The organism is Nocardia yamanashiensis NBRC 100130 (genome assembly GCF_001613325.1).
In the GTDB taxonomy this organism is placed as follows: Bacteria; Actinomycetota; Actinomycetes; order Mycobacteriales; family Mycobacteriaceae; genus Nocardia; species Nocardia yamanashiensis.
The window spans coordinates 477,661-496,345 of record NZ_BDCD01000002.1; the positions used below are offsets into that span (position 1 = coordinate 477,661).

Sequence of the window (18,685 nt, forward strand, 5' to 3'; positions counted from 1 at the left end):
CGGACGTGCGATTGACAGTTCAAGCCGAAGCACGCGCTGGTCCCACCTTGGCGCACCGGGTCAACCCGCTGTCCGAAACAGTCGATAACGCAGCGGTTTCCGCTACACCGGTTCGGGCACCCGCCCCGGCGCCGGTCGCGCCCCACGGGCCCGGTACTCCTGCGGCGGGCAGCCCTTCCAGCGCCGGAAGGCCCGGATGAACGAGGCGGCCTCGGCGTATCCGAGCCGGGCCGCCACCTGGTCGGTGGTCATATCGGTGCGGTCGAGGAGTTCTTCGGAGAGCATCTGCCGGATCTCGTCCAGCAGCGCCCGGAACGAGGTGCCCTCCTCGTTGAGCCGGCGCGAGAGCGTGCGCGGGCTCATGTACAGCTCGGCCGCCACCGCCGCCTGATCCGGGATCTCGCCCGGATCCCGCACCAGCAGGTCCCGCACCGACCCCGCGATCCCGGTGCGGGCCTGCCGGCGCGTCAACAGGTCCCGGCACAACTGCTCGAAGGTGCCGCGCGCCCACTCATTGGCTTGCGGCAGTGGCAGATCCAGGAACATGGCATCGAAAACCGCTTCGTTGCAGTCCGCGCCGAACTCGGGTTCCACCCCGAACGCGGCCACGTGCCGGCTGGTGTCGCTGGGCGCGTCGTGCCGGAAGGCCACCCGGTCGAACGGGATTCCGACCGAATACAATTCGCGGCCCAGGGTGTGGATGCCGGTCAGTACCCGCTCGGTGAGGAAGGGCCGCACATCGGCGGGCACCTCGTGATCGTCGAAGCGCAGATGCGCCCGCCCGTCCCGCTCCTCGAATTCCACCTGGCCGAAGGCGAAGGCGAGTTCCACGTACTTCAGCGCCACGTCCACCGCGTCGCGCAGGGTGCGGCTGCTCAGCAGCGCCAGACCCCACGGACCGTACATGGAGATGTGATAGCGCCCGCCCGCCTCGATGCCCAGGCCCGCCACATCCCCGCAGTGGGTGAGCAGATTGCGGACGACGGTGAGTTCCTGGCGGGCGGTGATCTCGGAATTCGGGTCGAGCACGGCGGCCGGCTCCATCCCGGTTCCGGCCAGGCAGACCGCGGCCGGTATGCCGCGCTCCTCCGCGAGACGCGTCAAGATATGAACGCTGGAGGTGTTCCTCAGCAAATCCCAGTCGAACATGTGCGCGGTGTCCTCATCGACGTCCTACCAACAACTACTCCGGCACGTGATGTGGCGAAATGTACAACTCCACACGGTGCGGTGTGGTCCAACTTACAGAACTATGTGTATCAGACGGTAGCGTTCAGTCGATAGAACTTGACTTCAGTCGCCACACCATGTGCCGAAGTCGCCTCATTTCCCCCGGTAGCGGCCGTTTTCCGGGCAATTCTCCTACGCTGTCCCGACTGTGGACCGGTACCGCGATCAAGGGAGATATGGGGCGATGCGCACCGAAGAGCGGCTTTCGAGCACCGATGGAATCCAGCTGAGCATGGTGACCCAGACGCTCCCGCTATCGGATGGCTTCCCGAGTCATCCGGACGAATGCGACGAACTGCGGCACCTGCGGATCAAGTGGGCGGACGCCCCGGACGATCCCGCGCGCGCCGACGCGGTGATCGTGCTGCTGCCCGGGGCCATCGCGGGGGCGCGGTCACTGCAACCGCTGGGGCGCAATACGATTCGCATGCTGGGCGAGGCCGGGTTGATCGCCGAGGTGTGGGTGATCGACCGCCGCGCCAATGGCGTGGAGGATCATTCCGCCATCGAGGTGGCCATGGCCGAGGGGGATTACCACCTCGCGTTCGACTACTACTACGGCGGCCGCACGGTCGGCGGCCGGCGGTTCGCGGGCTTCCGGCCCGATCGTGAGCTGGGATTCCTCGCCGAATTCGGGATGGCCCGCACGGTCGAGGACGTGCACGCGGTGCTGTGCCGCGAGATTCCCGACCCGGACGTCCGCGCGGAGAAGGTCTTCCTGGGCGGGCATTCGCTGGGCGGCATCCAGGCCGGAACCTACGCGGCCTGGGATTTCGACGGCCGCCCCGGGCACGAGCAGATCGCCGGTTTGATCGCCTTGGACACCGTGACGCATCTGGACCCGTTGCGGCTGGCCGCCCGGCCGTGGCTGGCCCGGTCACTGCGGCCGCTGGCGCGCGGTGTCGAACGGATCCCGGCGGCCATGCGGCGCGGGCTGCTGCCGCGCAGCACCGCCGTATTGCGCGGCGGCTGGGGCAATCCCGAAGCCTTCGCCCTGATCGCGGCGGTGGCGGTGGCGGCCGTGCAGGCGCCGGAGGAGGAGACCGACATCCTGCGACTGCTGCCCGCCACCGGCACCCCGGGCCTGGTGCTGCGCGGCTCCACCGCCCGGACCTGGCGTGAATTCGTCACCGGCGCACCGGATTACCGCAAGCTGCGGCTGACCAATCAGGCCCTGCTGGGGCTGGTGGGCGGCGCGCACACCTCGATCAATATGGGGGTGCTGTCCATGAGCTGCGGCGTCCTCGACAGCGAGGCCGTCGCCCCGCGCAGCTTCCCGGTCTCCTACGAGATGGGCCAGCGTCCCGGCATCCGCCCGCTGTACCGGGCGCTCTGCGGTACCGGCCCCCGCTACAGCCCGACCTCTTTCGACGAGCTGTACCGCTGGCGCGACTACGACCGCTGCGGCGGCCCGGACGCGCCGCGGCAAGCCACCCGCACGGGCATTCCCGTCGCCACCCCCGCCAGCGAAGTGGTGAGCCTGGCGGAACTGGCCCCCATGCTCGCGGGCGGGCGGCTCAATGTGTTCGAGGACTACTTCCCGAACCGTCAAAGCCTCGATGCCACCGCTGTTTTCGCCGGCTGCCGGACCGGTTCGCTGGCGCCCGTCCGGCACGAGGCGGGCGCGGCGCGGCTGCCGTACGTCAACCTGATGGGGGAGTCCAGCTTCACCTGGGCGCTGACCGACTTGGGCGTGTACCCGGAGAACACGCACTGGTTCCCCGGCTACCTGCACTGCGATGTGGCCGCGGGCGCCGATCCGCGCGCCGACGGTTCGCCTGAACCCATCGCGGCCGCCCTGGCGGAGTTCGTGCGCGCCCATCGGCCGGTGCTGCCGCTCGCCTCCTGAGTGACGCGGCGCACAGTCGGAAAGTGTCAACCGCGTGGCTGCCAGTGCCATGGGCAGCATCGCGACCACTGCATACCGTGCACGAAAGACCTTCGGCCGGGCGCTTTCCGGCTCGGCCCCGGGGGGACATCAGGGAGGAAGCATCACATGCAGACCGAGTCGCCGGCCCGGATGCGGGGCGATACGACCACGGCCCTGCAGATCGTCCGCAAGAACTTCTCCGACGTCGCCATCGCGAGCCTGCGCACCTTCGGCCGGACCGTCGACCTCGGCGTCGAAGCGCTGCGCGGCACGGTGTCCGATGTGCTCGCGCGGAAGTTCCAGTGGCGCGAAATGCTGTATCAGGCTTGGTATCTGATCACGGTCACCGCGCTGCCCGCGGTGCTGATGGCGGTGCCGTTCGGGGTCGTGGTGTCGGTGCAGGTCGGCAATCTGATCCATCAGCTGGGGGCGGATTCGCTGATCGGCGCGGCCGGCGGGCTCGGGGTGATCCAGCAGGGCGCGCCGATCGCGACCGGGCTGCTGCTCGGCGGGGCGGGGGCCTCGGCCATCGCCTCGGATCTGGGGGCGCGCACCGTGCGCGAGGAGATCGACGCGCTGCGCACCATGGGCATCAATCCGGTGCACCGGCTGGTGATTCCGCGGGTGGCGGCCATGGTGCTGGTGGCCCCGCTGCTCAATATCCTGATCATCTTCGTCGGCATCGTGGCCGGCTACTTCGTAGCCATCGGCGCGCAGAACGTGACGCCGGGCAGCTACTGGGCCACCTTCGGCGCGTTCACCGTGCTGACGGATGTGTGGATCTCGCTGGCCAAGGCGGTGCTGTTCGGGTTCCTGGTGGTGATCGTGGCCTGCCAGCGCGGGCTGGAGGCCCGGGGCGGGCCGCGCGGGGTGGCCGACGGGGTGAACGCGGCGGTGGTGCTGTCGGTGGCGTCGGTGATCGTGGTGAACCTGGTGATCACGCAGGTGGTCGCCATGTTCGTGCCGGTGCGGGTGGCGTGATGACGGCCGCACCGTATGCCCCGCGCGGGCTGAATTGGGTTGTGCGCCTGTATCAGCGGCGCGATCGGGCTTTCACGCCGCTGGAGAACGCCGGGTTCATGCTCGGGTTCGTCGTGCAGGCGCTGGCGGGGATTCCGTTGACGCTGCGGCGGTATCGCGCCGAGACGCTGCGGGCCATCACCGATATGACCTGGGGCCGTGGCTCTTTGATCGTCGGCGGCGGCACGGTGCCGATGCTGGTGGTGCTGGGGCTGGCCATCGGCGCGGGGGTGGGGATCCAAACCTTCACCACCCTGGACATGCTCGGGCTCGGTCCGGTCACCGGCGTGGTGTCGGCGTTCGCCAATACCCGCGAGCTCGCGCCCATCGCCGCCGCCGTCGGATTCGCGGCGCAGGCCGGGTGCCGGATGACCGCCGAGATCGGATCCATGCGCATCTCCGAGGAGATCGACGCCCTGGAATCCCTCGGCCTGCGGTCGATTCCGTTCGTGGTGACCACCCGCGTCATCGCCGGCGCGGTGGCCGTGGTGCCCACCTTCCTGATCGCGCTCATGCTGTCCTACCTGGCCTGCTCCACCGTGGTGGTGCTGCTGCACGGGCAGGCGGGCGGCGTGTACGACCACTACTTCTTCCAGTTCACCAGCGGCTACGACGTGCTCGCCGCGGTGGTGAAGATCCTGGTGTTCGGGGTCGCGGTCATCCTGATCCATTGCTACTACGGGTTTTTCGCCTCCGGCGGGCCGGAAGGCGTCGGTATCGCCTCCGGGCGCGCGGTGCGGGCCAGCTTCGTCGCCATCGTCGGTCTGGACATGGTGCTGACGCTGCTGCTGTGGGGCGTCAACTCCTCGATCGAATTCCCGGGGTAGGGGCATGCCGAATTACGGAATCCCAGGGGTGAGCATCGGCCGCGGCCGGGCGCGCGGACTCGGGGCGGTCGCCGTCGTGCTCGCGGTCACCGCCGGGATGGGCTGGAACGCCTACAACGGCCGCGACACCGGTGAGCATCTGCGGATTCAATTGCGCACCGAGCAAATCGGCGAGGGCATCGTCAGCGGGGCGTCGGTGCGCTACGACGGGGTCGCGGTCGGGGCCATCACCGGCATCGAGCCGATCGGACAGGGGCGGCAGCTGGTCACCCTCGAACTCGACAAGGCGCAGGCCGCGGGGCTCACCGACGCGCTCACCGTGGACTACGCGCCGGAGAACCTGTTCGGCATCAGCGCGCTCACGCTGCGCCGCGCATCGGGCGGGACGCCACTACGGGACGGGCAGCAGATCGATCTGGCGGGCAAGGTCTCCGACGTGACCATGGGCGCGCTGCTGCGCTCGCTCACCCAGACCGGAACCGAGGTGCTGACCCCGAAACTCACCGAACTCGTCACCCAGCTCAACGGCGATCTGCGGGCCTTCACCCCGATGGTCGAGGCGGTGATCACGCTGAGCCGGCTGGTCGCCGACACCCAGCAGTATCCGTCGTCGTATCTGCTGGACAAGTACGCGGGCTTCTTCAACGGTTTCGGCGCGTACACCTCGGCCACCTTCAAACTGGCCAAGGCGATCATGGATATCGAGATCTTCGTGACCGATCGGCCGCGCTTCGACGCCTCGGTGACCATGCTGCGCAAGAACGTGCTCGAACAGTTCGCCGACACCCTGAAATCGGTGTACGCGAACTTCGGCGCGTTCACCGATCCGCTGGTGCCCGTGGTGGAGGCCATCGCGGGGACCCTGCCGAATCCCGCTGTCTCCCAGGCGGAGATGACCGAACTGGTGGACCGGCTGCACCGCATCTTCGCCGACACCCCCGACGGGCCGACAGTGAACGTGCAGGTGGCGTTGAGCGGTGTCCCCGCGGTGGCCACTCCGCTGCTGGGCCAGCTGGGGCTGACGGGGGGAACGCGGTGAAACAACGCGGGATTCGCGCCGTGCTGTGGCGCATCGGGGTGTTCGCGGCGGCCATGGTCGCGCTGCTGCTGGTGGTGATCAGCGCCATCGTACGGCCGGTGAGCGGCGACACCGCTTCCTACCGTGGCGAATTCACCGATGTGAGCGGGCTCAAGACCGGTGACGACGTGCGCATGTTCGGCGTGCAGGTGGGAAAGGTGAGCGATATCGAGCTGGTCGGCAGCCGCGGGGTCGTCACCTTCACCGTGCAGCGGGATCGGCCCATGTACACCGGCAGCGGGCTGGCCATCCGGTATCAGACGCTCACCGGGCAGCGGTATGTCGATGTGCGGCAACCGGATTCACCGGGCGATCGGCTGGCGGGCGGGGCCACCATCGGGGCGGACAAGACGGTGCCGTCGTTCGACATCACCCAATTGTTCAACGGCCTGCAACCGGTGCTGGCGGAGTTCTCGCCGGGCGCGCTGAATCAGTTCACCGAGAACGTGCTGGCCGTGATCGAGGGCAACGGGGCGGGCATCGGTCCGGCCCTGGACGCGTTCGAGCAGCTCAGCCGGTACGTCTCCGATCGGCAGGCGGTGCTGTCGCTGCTGCTGTCGAATCTGCAGGCCATCTCCAGTCAGATCGGCGGCAAGTCACCGCATCTGGTGACGCTGCTGCGCGGTATCGCCGACGTGTTCGTGGCTTTCCGCAAGGAGCTCGACGGGCTGCTGGACTTCGCGGCCGTCGCGCCGTCGGCGCTGGGCCCGCTCAACAGCCTGCTGAACACGCTCGGGTTCACCGAGAACTCGAATCCGAACCTGGAAAAGGACCTGGCGCTGTTGTTCCCCGATCCGAATCAGGCGCTCGACACGCTCGGGCGATTGCCCGGACTGCTGCAGTCGCTGGCCAATCTGCTGCCGCCCGCCGGCACCTCCGGGCAGCTCGACCTGACCTGTTCCAAGGGGACCGCGCAGGCGCCCGCACCGTTCGCGGTGCTGATCAGCGGGCAGCGGGTGTCGATATGCAAGAGCTGAACACACCGAAACCGGCTGCCCGCAAGGGATTCCGGGCCCGGTTGACCGCATTGAGCGGGCAGCGCGACCCGTACGAGGCGGCCACCGCCGGGCGCGAACTCGGGTACGGGCTGCTGGGCGCGATCGTGCTCGCGGTGGTGCTGGTCGCCACCGGCGTCATCTACGTACTGCCGCTCGGCAAGGCCACCTATACCGCCGAGCTGTCCGAGGCGCGGTCGGTGCGGGCCGGGGACGAGATCCGGATCGCGGGCATCCATGTCGGATCGGTGAAATCGCTGGAGCTGCTGCCGGATCGGGTGCGGATGACGTTCACCGTCAACGACAATGTCTTCCTCGGTGACGGCACCTCGCTCGAGGTGCGCATGCTCACCGTGGTCGGCGGGCACTACATCGCCGCCTTCCCGGCCGGGGACAAGGCGCTCGGGACCAAGGTGATCCCCGCGGACCGGGTGCGCCTGCCCTACAGCCTGATTCGCACCATCCAGGACGCTGCCGTGCCCACCGCACAGGTGGACGGCGACACCCTGCGCAAGAACTTCGCCTCGCTGCAGGACGCGCTGTCGGAGAGCCCGGATGCGCTGCGGCGCATGGGATCCGCCGTCGAATCGCTGGTCGGCTTGATCAACCGGCAGAACACCGACGTGTCGCGGGCGCTCACTGTGATGGACGAATACCTGACCACCGTGGACGCCAACAAATCGCTGCTGGGCACCTTCGTGCGCAAGATCGGCGCGCTGGAGACCGACGGGCTGGCCAAGAAGGCCGAGATCGCCGAATCGCTGCGGATCACCGGCGAACTGCTGTCCCGGATCGCCGCCATCGAACCGGCCTGGCGCAGTCAGCTCGAGCCCTTCGCCGACAAGCTCGAGGAAGCCGTTCCGGCGCTGGAGGATCTGGGGCGGCGCTTCGACCAGGCGCTGACCAACCTCGGCGATATCAAGGCGCGGCTGGCCGCCACCGTCTCTCCGGGGGAGGGGGTCGTGATCGACCAGTCCGCCATCACCCTCGCGGCCCCGGAATTCTGTGTGCCGCTGCCGGGGAGGACCTGCTGAGATGAAACGCTTTCTCGGATCACAGGGTTTCGTCACCGCGGTCGGCGTGGCCGGGGTGCTGCTGGTCGTGGTCGCCGGGTACCTGCTCGCGTTCGACCCGCTGCGCAAGACCCTCGCCTACTGCGCGATCATGCCGGACTCCATCGGGCTCTACGAAGGCAACAGCGTCACCATGCTCGGCATCCCGGTCGGCAGCGTCACCGGGGTGCGGCCCGAGAACGGTTCGGTACGCGTCACTTTCGACATCGACGCCGAACATCCGCTGTACGGGGAGGTCAGCGCCACCACGGTCTCGGACACCATCGTGGCCGATCGGAGCCTGGAAGTGGTGAGCGACAGCAAATCCCGCACCCGATGGGACGAGAAGAGCTGCGTCACCAAGACGTTCACGCCCAAGAGCCTGACCCAGACCCTGGAGGCGTTCTCCAACCTGGCCGAAGAGCTCACCGGGCACGGTGATCCCGCCGAACAGGCGCGTTTGCGCGACAGCGTGCGGTCCTTCGACCGGGCCACCTCCGGGACCGGGCAGAAGCTCAATCAGCTGATCAAGGATCTGAGCACCATGCTCGACCGGCCCGACGCGGCCATCGGGCATCTGGGCGGGCTGCTGGACGCGTTCGCCTCCACCGTGGAGAGCGTCGCGCTCAACTGGGGCGACATCAAAGTCGCTCTGACACAGGGCAATGAGGGGCTCACCTTCATCAATGCCGTGTGGGGGCGCACCGTGCAGATCGTGGACTCGCTGCTAGTGATCCTGCCGTGGTTCAACACCATCGCGCACAAGTACGGGCAGTCCATCCTGAACGGGCTGGACGCGGCGGTGCCGAAACTGCAATTGCTGGCGGCGCAGGTGGGCAGCCTGCGGCAGCTCATCGAGATGATCCCGGCGGTGGTGAGCGCCTTCCAGCAGTTCCTCGATCCGCAGACCGGGCAGGCGCGCATCACCTATGCCGCGCCGCGGGTGTCGCTGGCGAAGGAGAACGCCGAGCAGGTGTGCGCGGCCGTCAACGCGCTCGAACCCGGGAAATGCCGGGGCGCGGACGACGGGCTGGCGAGCGTGGACCTGGTGCCGCTCGTGCTCGGATTGGCGGGGGTGCGATGAAACGGGTTGCTTCACAACGATTTCTGGCGATCTCCGCGCTGGGGATGGCGGCGGTGCTGCCGAGCGCCTGCGCCTTCGATCCGTCGGCGGTGCCGGTGCCGGGCGCGGCGGTATCGGGGCCGACCTACGAGGTGCACATCGAGCTCGCCAATGCCCTGAACCTGCCCGCACAGGCCAAAGTGATGGCCAATGGCGCGAAGATCGGCAGCCTGCGCTCGGTGCGGGTGATCGATCCCTCGGCCGCACAGCCGGGGCGCATCGACGCGGTGGTGGAGATCTCCAGCGCGGTACGGCTGCCCGCCAGCACCACCGTGCAGCTGCGCCAGAACACCATCCTGGGCGACATCTTCATCGGATTGACCACGCCCGCAGGGGATTCCGGGCCGACGATCGCACCCGGCGGGACCATTCCGCTGGAGCGCACCAAACCCGCCCTGCAGGTGGAGGATCTGCTGGTGGGGCTGTCCACCTTCGTGGGCGGCGGTGCGCCGCACCAGATCCAGGAGATCATCAACCAGACCAATGCGGTGCTGCCGGCCGACAAAGCCGACACCGCGCGCATCGCCGACCGGCTCGGCACCAATATCGAGGATCTGGCGGCGCACCAGGACATCCTGGACCGGTCGCTGGCGGCGTTCGAGCGGGATCTGCAAGCGGTGCTGGACAATCCGCGCGAGCTGGACGCGCTGCTCAGCGAACGCGGCGCGGTGGAGATTCCGGCCGATGCGCAATCGCTGGTCAATACCCTCGGCATCGTCGGCTCGCTCGGCGTCATCGGGCACGCGGTGGAGCCGCTCGCCCCGTTGCTGAGCGCGGCCGACGCGGCGGCCAAGGCGTTCGTGCCCTTGCTGCTGGCGAACAATCCCCTGGACCTGACCGCGCCGTCCAATCTGAACCGGCTGTATGCCCTGCTGCGCGACAAGATCATTCCGTTCGTCGAGCGCGGGCCCAAGGTGAACATCACCGGCGTGACCGTGGCGGGGTCGGCGACCCCGGTGGCCGCCGACGAGCAGATCGAATCGATCGTGCGCACCCTGCGAATGCTCGGAGTCGTCCGATGAGAATGAGTTCCGTTCTGTCCCTGCTCAGCATCCTGACCATCCTGGCGGTGGGCAGCGTGTACCTGGCGGTCGGCGTGGTGCGGGTGAGCTGGCTGGAGGACCGGATCACCGCCACCATGACCATTCCGCAATCCGGTGGGCTGCTGCCGCGTTCGAAGGTGCTGCTGTCGGGGGTCGAGGTCGGCAAGATCACCGAGGTGACGCACGTGCCGGACGGGGTGCGGGTGCGATTCGAGGTCGGCACCGACTATCCGATTCCGGTGGCCAGTGCGGCGCGCATCGAGAGCCTGTCCGGGCTGGGGGAGGCGTATCTGGAATTCCAGCCGTCCTCGGGGGCCGGGCCGTACCTGGCCGACGGGCAGACGCTGCGCGGGGACAAAGTCGGTGCGCCGGTATCGATTCCGGATATCGCGCGCACCACCACCGAACTGTTGCGGCAGCTGGATCCGACGGCGCTGGCCTCGATCGTGGACACCTTCGGGCAGGCGATGGCCGGGACCGAAGCGCTGGTGCCGGAACTGTCGCGCTCCACCGGCCTGCTGGCCGAGACGCTGCTCAGCCGCACCGATCTGATCCGCCGGATGCTCATCGCCATGCAGGCCAATGCCGGCGATATGGATTGGGCGGAACCGGCGCTGCTGGACGCGGCCGGGCCGTGGGCCGACTTCGGGCCCCGGGTCGGCGAGGTCGCCGATTCCATCGCCCGGGTCATTCGCACCGGCAATGCGCCCGATTCGTTCCTGGAGGACAAGGAAGGTGCGCTCGGGCTCTCGCCGTTCCTGGAGAAGCTCACGGCGAAACTCGACGAGATGGGGCCCTCGCTCGCCCCGTACGCGCCGCTGCTCGCGCCCCTGTACGCGCTGGCCGTCCCGATCATCAGCCGCCTGGACCTGGGCGCGCTGATCAGCCAGGCGCTGCACGCCACCAGCCCCGACGGCACGCTGCGCCTGCAGCTCGCCGTCAAGTAATCCCGGGAGAAAACGATGACCATCGAACTCGACAAGCCCGCCGACACGGCCACCGAAACCGTTGCGGCGGAAGCGAAAACGACTACGCCCGCCCGGCGTACCGTCGCGGTGCCGTTCTCGACGCTGCTGCTGTCGGCGGGCCTGGCGGTGGCCACCCTGGCCGCGCTGGTGCTGGGCGGATTCCTGCTCTCGGCGCGCGGCGAGCTGTCCGACCGCGATACCGTGGCGGCTGGCGCGACGCGCGCCGAACAGGTCGCCAAGGACTACACGGTCGGCGCGGCCACCGTGAACTTCGCCGACTTCACCGCCTGGGTGAACCGGTTGAAAGCCAATACGGCGCCCGCGCTGTCCAACAAGTTCGACGCCACCGCGCCGAAGCTGCAGGAGCTGCTGACGCCGTTGAAGTGGACCTCCACCGCGCAGCTCATCGCCGCACGGGTGGCCTCGGAGACCAACGGGGTCTACAAGGTCAACGTCTTCCTCAATGTGTCCTCCACCAACGCCCAGAACCCGAACGGGGCGCAGACCACGGTCACCTACAACGTGACCGTGGACAGCGGCGCGGACTGGAAGATCACCGACGTCGGCGGGATGGACGGGGCGCTGCCGCTGAAATAGCGGGAACTACTCCTGCGCGGCCGCCTGGCTCGCCGCATCCAGGCCGAGCATTTCGAGCAGGTACTTGCAATCGGCCGCGTCGAGGGCGTGACCGGCGACCGTATGCGTCGCCAGCGCGTTCTGCTTCGCGCAGGCCGCCTTCTCGGCGGCGCGGGCGGCGGTGAATTCGCTCTGCTCGTGAACGAGGGTGGTCTGACGTGCGGAGGAGGTCATTGAGGCCACTTTCCGGGCTGCGCCGGGTTGCTCGTATCCGAATGACGCGGGCCAACTCCGTCTCCCTGCACCCTACGGGGTGCACCCGCGCACCGGAGCGAAGTGGTCCATCCGGGATCGGTAATCATCATTCGACCGGGGGAAATCATGCGGGCGTGCCCGTCGGCGGGCAGGCGTATGTTGAGTTGATGGCCACGCATCTGACGCATTGGGGAGCATTCGAGGCGAGCAGTGACGGCGCCCGGTTGACCGAGGTGCGGCCGTGGCGGGGCGATCCGGAGCCGACCCCGCTGATATCCAATGTGGCTTCGGCGCAGCATCATCCGACGCGGGTGGATCAGCCGTATGTGCGGCGGGGGTGGCTCGAGCACGGACCGGGGCCCGGCGCGCGGGGTGCGGACGAGTTCGTGCCGGTGACGTGGGAGACGGCGCTGGACCTGCTGGCCGGGGAACTGGCGCGGGTGTATCGCGAATACGGGGGAGAGGCGGTGTACGGCGGGTCCTACGGGTGGGCCAGCGCGGGGCGGTTCCATCACGCACAGAGTCAGGTGCATCGGTTCCTGAACTGCCTGGGCGGGTACGTCTCGCACCGCAACAGCTACAGCCTGGGGGCGTCGACGGTGCTGTTGCCGCACATCCTCGCCGATATGGGGACCATCATGGCGCGGGCCACCACCAAATCGGTGCTGGCCGGGCATTCGAAGCTGGTGGTGGCGTTCGGGGGGTTGTCGCCGAAGAACTCGGCCGTCTCACCCGGTGGGGTGTCGCGGCACGATACGCGGGGGTGGATCGAGACCGCGCGGGCCAATGGGTGCCGGTTTGTCACCGTCAGCCCCTTGCGCGATGACATTCCGGGCGAGGCGCAGGCCGAATGGATCGCGCCGCGACCGGGCAGCGATGCTGCGTTCATGCTCGCGCTGGCGCAGGTGCTAGACTCGGAAGGGTTGGCGGACAACGAGTTTCTCGATACCTACACCGTCGGGTACGCGCGGTTCGCCGAGTATCTGCGCGGGGGCGTGGACGGGCAGGTGAAGGATCCGGAATGGGCCGAATCCATTACCGGCGTTCCGGCCGAACGGATTCGGCGGCTGGCCCGGGATATGGCGGGCACCCGGACCTTCATTACCGTCAGCTGGTCGTTGCAGCGCGCGCAGTACGGTGAACAGCCGCTCTGGCTCGGTGTGGTCCTGGCCGCCATGCTGGGCCAGATCGGTTTGCCCGGTGGGGGTTTCGGCCACGGTTACGGCTCGGCCGCCAATGTCGGGCTGGCCGTGCGGCTCACCTCACCGCCGCGGCTGCCGCAGGGCGCGAATCCCGTCGACGATTTCATTCCGGTCGCCCGGATCGCCGATATGCTCCTGAACCCCGGCGGCGCATACGAATACAACGGCGAACACCGCACGTACCCGGACATCAAACTGGTGTATTGGGCGGGCGGCAATCCGTTCCATCACCATCAGAACCTGGCTCGCCTGCGCACCGCCTTCGCCCGGCCCGACACCGTGGTGGTGCACGATCCGTTCTGGTCGGCCACCGCCCGGCACGCCGATATCGTGCTGCCCGCGACGATGACGATCGAACGCGACGACTACGGGGCCGGTGAAGGCGACCGTTTCTTCTTCCCGATGCCGGCGCTCACCACTCCGCACGGGCAGGCTCGCGACGACTACTGGATGTTCGCCGAGCTGGCCGAAAGGCTCGGTGCCGGAAAGGAATTCACGGGCGGTCGCACCACCGGCGAATGGTTGCGTTACCTCTACGAGGAATGGCGTACCCGTCTGCTCGCCAAAGGGCACACGCTCCCCGACTTCGACGCCTTCTGGTCCGGCGATGCCATCGAACTGCCATTGGAAGCCGAAGAACACATCGCCTTCGCCGATTTCCGGGCCGACCCCGTGTCCCATCCTTTGCACACCCCGAGCGGCCGCATCGAGATCTTCTCCGACACCATCGCGAGCTTCGGCTACGACGACTGCCCCGGTCATCCCGTCTGGCGCGAACCCGACGAGTGGCTGGGCAGCCCACTCGCCGCCCGCTTCCCCCTGCAACTGGTAGCCAACCAGCCCCGCACCAAACTCCACAGCCAGCTCGATATCGGCGACCACAGCCAATCCACCAAAATCCGCGGCCGCGAACCGGTTCGCCTGCATCCCGAAGACGCCGCCGCCCGCGGTCTCGCCGCCGGCGACATCGTCCGCATCCACAACGACCGCGGAAGCTGCCTCGCCGGCCTCACCATCGACGACGCGGTCCGCCCCGGCATCGCCCAATTGTCCACGGGCGCTTGGTACGACCCCGACCCCGCCGACCCGACCCACTGCCGCCACGGCAACCCCAACGCCGTCACCAACGACCGCGGCGCTTCCCGCCTGAGCCAAGGCTGCACCGGCCAGCTGTCCCTGGTCGAAATCGAACGCCACACCGGCCCGCTCCCGGACCTGACCGTCACCGCCCCACCCCGAACCACTGCGCTGTGAACGGCATTCGATAGTTCCATCCGGTCGCTCTGTCTCGTCCGGTCCGCACCGTGGCGTGTTCTGTCCCCATGCCGGTGCTCTATCCGGTCATAGCGTTGTGAAGCGCGGCCGCTGAGCACAGCACCCACGGAAACGACTAGGAGTTGGCGACAATGCCTTTCGCTCGCTTGACCATCGCGAATACCGAGATCCCCACCGACGTCCGGGCCGGTCTGGCCGCCGATATCACCGCTCTCCTGGAAAAGGATCTGCACAAGGAGCCCGAAGTGACGGTGGTCCACGTGAACCTGGTCCCGGGTAATACCTGGTTCGTCGCGGCCGAGCCCGAACAGGCGACCGGGGCGCACCTGGAAGTCAGTATTACCGCGGGCACCAATACCGCCGCGGAGAAAGCGGCCTTCATCGAGCACGCCTACGCGCTGCTGTCGGACCGGCTCGGTCCGCTGCCCGCCGCCGCGTACGTCGCCCTGTATGAACTCGACGGCGAGAGCTACGGATACAACGGTGTCACCCAGCTGGCGCGCCGCAGGCTCGATCCGTCCGAAAAGGACTGAATACCGATCGAATCGAGGAAAAGCTTCAGAGGATATAAGGGAACGCGGCAAGGTCATTGGTCGCGATTCCGGCGCCCGTAGCCGCACCGGCCACCCCGCCGGTGCCGGCGCCCGCCGTCCCGCCGAGCCCCGCCCCGATCACGCCACCGATCACCGCGCCGATAGCGGCCCCCGGCACCGACCCGATCAGCCCACCCGCAATAGCGCCGATGGCGATCCCGGCCAGCCCGCCACCGACCCCACCGAGCACCGCACCCGTCGCCGTCCCGATCCCGCCGCCGATCACCGCCCCATTGTCCTGCGGCGTATAGAGCGCCACCGGCCGCGCCGCAGCATCGGCGACCACAGCCGCCGGAGCCGAGCTCTCTGCCATCGGCACGACACTTTCCGGCAGGAAATAAGCGATCGACTGCACCGCCGGCGCAGGCTGCGCACCCGAACCAACCGCCTGCACCCCCGGTTGCACCCCCTCGGCCCGAACACTCACCACCGCCGCCGGATCCGCACTCGCGGTCCCCGCCGCACTCACCACCGCAACAGCCGACGGCACACTCACCACCACGGTCCGAAGCGCAACCGACCGCTGCGATACCCGCCGATGCCGTCCCGCGGTGCTCATCAGAAATATCCCCTTCGTCGAAAACGCAGTTCCCGGAACCCTAATAAACCCACCCCCGATCACCCCCCTCGAGTGCGCACCATCACCACGAGAGATATTCGCTATATAGCCCGGAAGCTGCCGCTTTACAACCCGGAAACTCTGATCAGCTCGAGCAGCTCCCCCTGAACCCCCGGCGCCGCCGCAACAGTGTCGGCCGACCCGAAATCATGGGCTCGCCCAGACGAATCCGTCACCAAGGCGCCACTCTCCCGTGCGATCAAAACCCCCGCAGCGGTATCCCACGGCTTGTTGGAATGAATAACGCACCCCTCCGTCCGCCCCTCCGCCACCCACGCCAAATCCAATGCGGCCGACCCGAACATCCGCACCCGCTCGGCAGCAGCGGCCAGCGCCGCCGCCAACGCAACCCGCCGCCGGTTCTTCCGATCGGCATCGACACCGACGGCATAATCCCCCAGCGAGACAATGGATTCACCGAGCGCACCGCGACTACTACACGCCATCCGCCGATCCCCCGAAAACGCACCGCACCCCCGCACCGCCCGGTACTCGAGCCCGAGGAACGGCGCGGCGATCACCCCGACCGCAGGCACTCCCCGCTCGACGAGCGCGAGCGACACAGCCGAAAGCGGCAGCCCATGAATGAAATTCGAGGTCCCATCGATGGGGTCCAGCACCCACACCGCGCCACTGCCCACGGACTCGACGAGCGACCCTTGCCCTTCCTCGCCGAGAAACCCGATCCCAGGTGTCCTCTCCTCGAGAAACTGCCGAATCACCCCCTGAATTCGCACATCGAGGTCGGTAACGAAGTCCCGATCACTCTTTCGCCGAATATCGCCGGGCTCTGCATCCATGAGAAGGTCGGCCCCGAAGCCCGCAGCCTGCCGAGCAATCTCCATCATGGCCGCCATATTGCATGTCATCGCGCGGCAATCTCCTTCCCGCTGGCCCAAACAGCTTCGAAGACTTGGCTGAACGTATCGAACATCCCGGCCCGGTCGCTGCGCCGCGTCACGAAAGTCGGAGATTCCACCCCTCTTGCATTCGGCAGATACGGCTGCACAACACAGATGCGCCGATCGACGATCGTGATGTTGAACCTCACCGGCGCATCATAGGTCCGCATCAGAATTGCCCCGCCACCCTCTTCCGGAATTCTGTTCCGCAGCCGCGCGAGCGACCGAATGTTCAGCTCCGTCAGACTGGTCAGAACCCCGGGATTGTGTCCCTCTTCCTCCTCCCGGGCGAGAATGTGCCTGCCGCCGGGCTCGAGAAACAGGCATCGAAGGATCGTGCCGGAGGTGACCAGATGGAGCAGGTCACCGTCGGAATACTGCTGGCACAGCAGATTCAGTGAAAGCCCGGCGATATCGATGTGTGCGGCGCCGTCGAACAGCATCCGTGGCGGCATTGCCTGCGTGAACTCGGCGCGGGTCGTGAATATCGCTTCCACGTCCGCGTACTGCCGACGCGGCGAAACTTCCGGCCACAGGGCATCTTCCGGCTCGCGGAGTAACGCGGCGAGCGCGTAGCGGTGCTTCGGGTAGGGCACACGGGCTTTGGTGATCCATCGCTCGACCGTCTTCGCATCGACTTGCAGCGATGCGGCCACTGCCTGGGGCGTGAGTCCGTTGTGAAGTAACGCAGTCCGGAGTCGCTCGTTAGCCATGGTCTGCCCATCGCCGAGGGGACGTTTCGGGACGAGTGTAAACGTGTTCAGACGTCCGGTGAAGTCCTGTCCGGTGGTCGCGAGGTCCCCGGTTGCCCAGCGAATCTGGCTGTGCACGACCCAATTCGAAACGACACGCGAAGGAAGGACGACATGCGATTCCGGCCTACTGCACTCGGATATCTGCGATCCGATGTGTCGGGGATTCAGCAGGCGTGGGATGAAGCCGCGATTCGCCGCCTGGCCGAACGGCTGGGCTACGACCTCGCGGAGATCATCATCCTTCGATCATCGGCGAGCAGCCCATTGCAACGGTTGAAACGGCGTGCGACGGCTCTCGCCGCCGAAGCGGTCATCGTGCCGGGTGTGGGGCACTTCGACGGCGAGCAGGTCCCGGCTGACCTCGTGCAGCGGATGGACGTGATCACCATCAGTCCGGAGTGCACCTATGCCCGCTGGGCGACCGGGTTCGTCGATATTGCCGAGCCTCGACGATGAGGTTGGGCTATTCGGGGAAGGGGGACAGGCGGATGAGGGGGTCGAAGCCGGAGTTGAGGAGCCATTTGGTGCGGCCGTGGGGGACGGCTGCGGCTTCGGCTCGGAAGGCGGTGGTGATGTGGTGTTTGAAATTGTGGCGGGGGTGGTGGTGGAGGAGTTCGGTTACCCAGGTGGGGGACAGGTCGGATAGGCGGGCTCCGATTACGTCGGCGGAGGCGCCGGCGGAGACGAAACCGCCTGGGTCGGAGAGGTTTGCGGCTACGCCGGGGGTGAGGTGGGCGGCGATGGCCGATCCGATTGCTTGGGCGCGGTCGGGGGTGGCGCCGTGGCGGGTAGCGAAGTCGACGGCGTGTTCGCCGCCTCGGACTGCGAAACATCGGCCGGGGGTGGGGGATTCGAGGCTGATGTCGTGCAGGAGGCTGGAGACGTAGACGAGTTCGTCGTCGTAGGGGGCGCCGTCGAGGGCGGCCAGGACGCGGCCGAAATAGTAGGTGCGGAACGAGTGTTCGAGGATGGCGTCCGAAAGGGTTTCGCGGGCTTCGGTTTCGGCGGCTTTGGCCAGGGCGGAATCGGGTAGGCGCAGGCCGGCGAAGTCCAGCCGGCCACGGCCGCGGCGGCCCAGGGCGATCTTCAACCGGCCGGGGAGCACCGTGGGGGCGGCCTTGACGAAAGCGGCGGTGAGATGGCGGCGCTGGGCGGCGGTGAGGGCGCCTCCGGTGCTGGTGGCCCAGTCCCAGTCGAGTGCGGTCGATGCGGCCACGGTGAACTCCTTGGATCTGCGGGCGATGTCGCTGTCCAGTCAATCGGCCGGGCGCGCGCCGGGCGAGTGGCACGAATGCCAGTGAT

The 18,685-nt window shown here is 67.8% G+C and carries 19 protein-coding genes; 13 read left to right on the forward strand and 6 right to left on the reverse strand.

The genetic code is table 11. From position 1 onward, the window contains the following. Window positions 1–102 precede the first annotated feature (102 nt). Window positions 103–1,104, reverse strand: a complete 1,002-nt coding sequence (locus tag NY1_RS02265) for an AraC family transcriptional regulator (RefSeq protein ID WP_169815298.1) — start codon at window positions 1,102–1,104, stop codon at window positions 103–105. Between the two features lie 310 nt (window positions 1,105–1,414). Here NY1_RS02265 and NY1_RS02270 point away from each other — a divergent pair, with 310 nt between their 5' ends. The 10 genes from NY1_RS02270 to NY1_RS02315 all read left to right on the forward strand — a co-directional run bounded on the left by NY1_RS02270 (window position 1,415) and on the right by NY1_RS02315 (window position 11,803). Beyond that, window positions 1,415–3,079 carry an alpha/beta fold hydrolase gene (locus NY1_RS02270; RefSeq protein ID WP_067707328.1) on the forward strand — a complete coding sequence of 555 codons (1,665 nt, stop codon included), beginning with the start codon at window positions 1,415–1,417 and terminating at the stop codon, window positions 3,077–3,079. 147 nt (window positions 3,080–3,226) lie between these two features. Further along, window positions 3,227–4,081, forward strand: coding sequence for an MlaE family ABC transporter permease (locus tag NY1_RS02275; RefSeq protein WP_084534551.1), 855 nt, complete (start codon window positions 3,227–3,229; stop codon window positions 4,079–4,081). Further along, window positions 4,081–4,947, forward strand: coding sequence for an ABC transporter permease (locus NY1_RS02280; RefSeq protein ID WP_067707331.1), 867 nt, complete (start codon window positions 4,081–4,083; stop codon window positions 4,945–4,947). Before NY1_RS02275 ends, NY1_RS02280 begins: the two co-directional genes overlap by 1 nt. A 4-nt stretch (window positions 4,948–4,951) precedes the next feature. Next, complete coding sequence (locus NY1_RS02285) at window positions 4,952–5,986, forward strand: MlaD family protein (protein WP_067707334.1); 1,035 nt, start codon at window positions 4,952–4,954, stop codon at window positions 5,984–5,986. Continuing rightward, complete coding sequence (locus NY1_RS02290) at window positions 5,983–7,002, forward strand: MlaD family protein (protein WP_233434167.1); 1,020 nt, start codon at window positions 5,983–5,985, stop codon at window positions 7,000–7,002. The genes NY1_RS02285 and NY1_RS02290 overlap by 4 nt, the downstream gene beginning before the upstream one ends. Continuing rightward, window positions 6,990–8,054: an MlaD family protein gene (locus tag NY1_RS02295; RefSeq protein WP_084534553.1), complete on the forward strand. Its 1,065-nt coding sequence runs from the start codon at window positions 6,990–6,992 to the stop codon at window positions 8,052–8,054. The genes NY1_RS02290 and NY1_RS02295 overlap by 13 nt, the downstream gene beginning before the upstream one ends. Before the next feature lies 1 nt (window position 8,055). After that, window positions 8,056–9,156: an MlaD family protein gene (locus tag NY1_RS02300; protein ID WP_067707337.1), complete on the forward strand. Its 1,101-nt coding sequence runs from the start codon at window positions 8,056–8,058 to the stop codon at window positions 9,154–9,156. Next, window positions 9,153–10,217 carry an MlaD family protein gene (locus NY1_RS02305; RefSeq protein ID WP_233434168.1) on the forward strand — a complete coding sequence of 355 codons (1,065 nt, stop codon included), beginning with the start codon at window positions 9,153–9,155 and terminating at the stop codon, window positions 10,215–10,217. The genes NY1_RS02300 and NY1_RS02305 overlap by 4 nt, the downstream gene beginning before the upstream one ends. A 2-nt stretch (window positions 10,218–10,219) precedes the next feature. After that, the gene (locus NY1_RS02310; RefSeq protein WP_169815299.1) at window positions 10,220–11,185 is read left to right on the forward strand and encodes an MlaD family protein; all 966 of its coding nucleotides are present in this window, start codon (window positions 10,220–10,222) and stop codon (window positions 11,183–11,185) included. Between the two features lie 15 nt (window positions 11,186–11,200). Next, window positions 11,201–11,803 carry a hypothetical protein gene (locus tag NY1_RS02315; RefSeq protein ID WP_084534554.1) on the forward strand — a complete coding sequence of 201 codons (603 nt, stop codon included), beginning with the start codon at window positions 11,201–11,203 and terminating at the stop codon, window positions 11,801–11,803. A 6-nt stretch (window positions 11,804–11,809) separates the two neighbouring features. On the opposite strand, the gene NY1_RS02320 is transcribed toward NY1_RS02315, so the two are convergent. Next, window positions 11,810–12,016 (reverse strand): hypothetical protein, encoded by a 207-nt coding sequence (locus NY1_RS02320; protein ID WP_067707345.1) that lies wholly within the window; start codon window positions 12,014–12,016, stop codon window positions 11,810–11,812. A gap of 188 nt (window positions 12,017–12,204) precedes the next feature. Here NY1_RS02320 and NY1_RS02325 point away from each other — a divergent pair, with 188 nt between their 5' ends. Both NY1_RS02325 and NY1_RS02330 read left to right on the forward strand, forming a co-directional pair. Continuing rightward, complete coding sequence (locus NY1_RS02325; protein ID WP_067707889.1) at window positions 12,205–14,493, forward strand: molybdopterin guanine dinucleotide-containing S/N-oxide reductase; 2,289 nt, start codon at window positions 12,205–12,207, stop codon at window positions 14,491–14,493. Between the two features lie 152 nt (window positions 14,494–14,645). Continuing rightward, window positions 14,646–15,047 (forward strand): tautomerase family protein, encoded by a 402-nt coding sequence (locus NY1_RS02330; RefSeq protein WP_067707348.1) that lies wholly within the window; start codon window positions 14,646–14,648, stop codon window positions 15,045–15,047. A gap of 25 nt (window positions 15,048–15,072) precedes the next feature. On the opposite strand, the gene NY1_RS41715 is transcribed toward NY1_RS02330, so the two are convergent. The 3 genes from NY1_RS41715 to NY1_RS02345 all read right to left on the reverse strand — a co-directional run bounded on the left by NY1_RS41715 (window position 15,073) and on the right by NY1_RS02345 (window position 17,458). Then, on the reverse strand, window positions 15,073–15,666 hold the full coding sequence (locus NY1_RS41715; protein WP_157575195.1) for a hypothetical protein: 594 nt from the start codon (window positions 15,664–15,666) through the stop codon (window positions 15,073–15,075). A gap of 125 nt (window positions 15,667–15,791) precedes the next feature. After that, window positions 15,792–16,583, reverse strand: a complete 792-nt coding sequence (locus tag NY1_RS02340; RefSeq protein WP_218028294.1) for an inositol monophosphatase family protein — start codon at window positions 16,581–16,583, stop codon at window positions 15,792–15,794. Window positions 16,584–16,591: 8 nt separating this feature from the next. Beyond that, entirely contained in the window at window positions 16,592–17,458 is an 867-nt protein-coding gene (locus NY1_RS02345) for a DUF5919 domain-containing protein (protein ID WP_157575197.1), read from the reverse strand. Between the two features lie 36 nt (window positions 17,459–17,494). Between NY1_RS02345 and NY1_RS02350 the strand changes: the two genes are divergently transcribed. Next, entirely contained in the window at window positions 17,495–17,839 is a 345-nt protein-coding gene (locus NY1_RS02350; RefSeq protein ID WP_067707354.1) for a hypothetical protein, read from the forward strand. Between the two features lie 7 nt (window positions 17,840–17,846). On the opposite strand, the gene NY1_RS02355 is transcribed toward NY1_RS02350, so the two are convergent. Then, window positions 17,847–18,599, reverse strand: a complete 753-nt coding sequence (locus NY1_RS02355) for an HD domain-containing protein (RefSeq protein ID WP_157575199.1) — start codon at window positions 18,597–18,599, stop codon at window positions 17,847–17,849. Between the last annotated feature and the right edge of the window lie 86 nt (window positions 18,600–18,685).